The 2,182-nt window shown below is 65.9% G+C and carries 1 protein-coding gene and 2 pseudogenes; 1 reads left to right on the forward strand and 2 read right to left on the reverse strand.

The features are described 5' to 3' along the window. The coding region (locus tag LI94_RS20915) for a cellulase family glycosylhydrolase (protein WP_046302438.1) at positions 1-899 on the forward strand (899 nt) is incomplete at its 5' end. An 8-nt stretch (positions 900-907) separates the two neighbouring features. On the opposite strand, the pseudogene LI94_RS20920 reads toward LI94_RS20915, so the two are convergent. Beyond that, positions 908-1,855: pseudogene (locus LI94_RS20920) on the reverse strand (fumarylacetoacetate hydrolase family protein); the annotation flags it as partial. A gap of 3 nt (positions 1,856-1,858) precedes the next feature. After that, positions 1,859-2,182 (reverse strand): annotated as a pseudogene (locus LI94_RS21995) (ATP-dependent DNA ligase); the annotation flags it as partial.

A 2,182-nucleotide genomic window follows, 5' to 3' on the forward strand; every position in this document is an offset into this window, starting at 1 on the left:
ACCACTACGGCATCATGTGGCAGGCCGTCGCCAACTACTTCAAGGGCAACGAGAACGTCGCCGGCTACGAGATCATGAACGAGCCGTGGGCGGGCTCACAGGCCCTGGGCAGCATCTTGGGCAACCCGTACTTCGACGCCCAGCAGCTGACCCCGTTCTACGACCAGATAACTGCGGCCATCCGCTCGGTCGACCCGAACAAGACAGTGTTCTACGAGCCCAACACGCTGTTCGGCAGCCTGCCGGTGCCCACCCACATGGGCGCAGTCGAAGACGAGAACTCGGTGTTCTCCTTCCACCACTACTGCGTCACGACCTCCCTGATTCCTGGCTCCAGCTTCGGTTGCGACTGGAACGCCGACATCGTCTTCGGCTACGCCAACGACTACATGGAGCAGAACAACGTCCCGGGTTGGCTGAGCGAGTTCGGTGCCACCAACAACCTTGGGACCATCGATGCCAGCCTGGTGGCCTCCAACCAGAATCTGGTCGGTTGGGCGGCGTGGGCCTACACCGGCAAGGACATCACCAGCGCGTCGCCGGAAGACCAGGCGCTGATCTACGACACGAACCTGCCGCCGACCGGCGACAACGTCAACTGGGGCAAGCTCGACCTCCTGGCTCAGCCCTATCCGCAGGCGATCTCGGGCACCCCGACCGGCATCTCCTTCAACAATGGCGAGTTCAACTTCAGCTACACCACCGACCGCGCCGACGGCTCAGGCATGTTCGGCGCAGGTGCGGAAACCACCATCGCCGTGCCCGCCAACCACTTCCCCAACGGCTACATGGTGGAGGTCACCGGCGGAACCGTCACCTCGGCACCCAATGCCCCACTGCTGACCATCGGATCCGACGGCGACGCCTCCACCATCAGCGTCAAGGTGATCCGGATCTAGCTGATCTGGGGCCGCGGGCGCTCCGCCAGCGGTATCGGCGGAGCGCTGGCGCGCACCGTCTGGCGCACCTCCCCGAGGCCCTGTACCTGCAGGGTCACCACGTCGCCGTCACTCAGCCAACCCGGAAAGGGTTGCGGCAGCGCCGGATCGAGATGCTCAAGCAGGGTGCAGGTCGGAACGGTGCCGGATCCGAAGACGTCGCCCGGTTGCAATGGCACGCCGCGCGAGGCGTAACTGATGATCTCGCCGAAGCTCCAGTCCATGGCCCCGGTCGACCCGAGGCCCACGATCACGTCGTTGACGATCGCGGTGGTGTGCAGGCTGAGCCTGCCGTTGCGGCGGTAGGGCTCCAGCTCGTCGGGGGTGACCAGGTAGGGCCCCAGGGTGACCCCGCTGTCCTTGCCCTTGGCCTGCCCGATCGCCAGCACGCCCTCCTGAGCCTGCAGGTCTCGCGCCGACCAGTCGTTGAAGATCGTGTAGCCGATAATGGCTCGCTCGGCTTGATCCACTGACAGGTTCGCGCCGGAAGTGCCGATGATCGCGGCGACCTCCAGCTCGAAGTCCTGGCAGACGCTGCCAGGCGCCATGGGCGCATCGTCGTAGGGCCCCAGAACCGTTGCTGGGCACGCGAAATAGAACGCCGGAATGCGGTACCAGGTGTCATCGAGGTCGCGGCTCCGACCGGTCGCGGCCAGGCAGTTGCGCATGTGGTCCAAAAAGCACAGGCTGTCGCGGATCGACGGCGGGCGCGGGATCGGCGCCATCAGCGTCACCTGATCGGCCCGCACCGTCGCCGAGGGCGTCTTCAGCACCCGCTCGCCGGCATCCCGCAGACCATCCGGGCCGAGCCGGATCAGCTCCAGCAGCGTCACAGCGGTCGGCATCGCATGGATCACCTCGCCGTCCAGCACCCCCGTGCGCTCACCGTCTTCGCCTCGATAGGTCACCCAACGCATCGGTCAATCCTCACTCACCACCTCATCCGGCGTCTTGTCGGGCCGCAGACCGCGCCAGCTGGGCTGGCGCAGCCGGCCGTCGGAGGTGCGTTCGCTGTAGCGCACCTCGCCCACCACCGTCGGCTCCACGAAGGTGACACCTTTGGCATCCGAAGCGGAAAGTGCTGCGTCGAAGGGTGATTCACCGGCATCCCGCGGCACCAGCATCTTCTTCAGGGCGCCCAGCTGGCGCTCGGTGAAACCCGTGCCGACCCGGCCGACGAAACGCAGACGGCCGGCGTCGGGAACACCCATCAGCAGGGACCCGATCCTGTCTCTTATACACAT

This window comes from Mycobacterium sp. UM_Kg27, from assembly GCF_000972905.1.
GTDB lineage: Bacteria > Actinomycetota > Actinomycetes > Mycobacteriales > Mycobacteriaceae > Mycobacterium.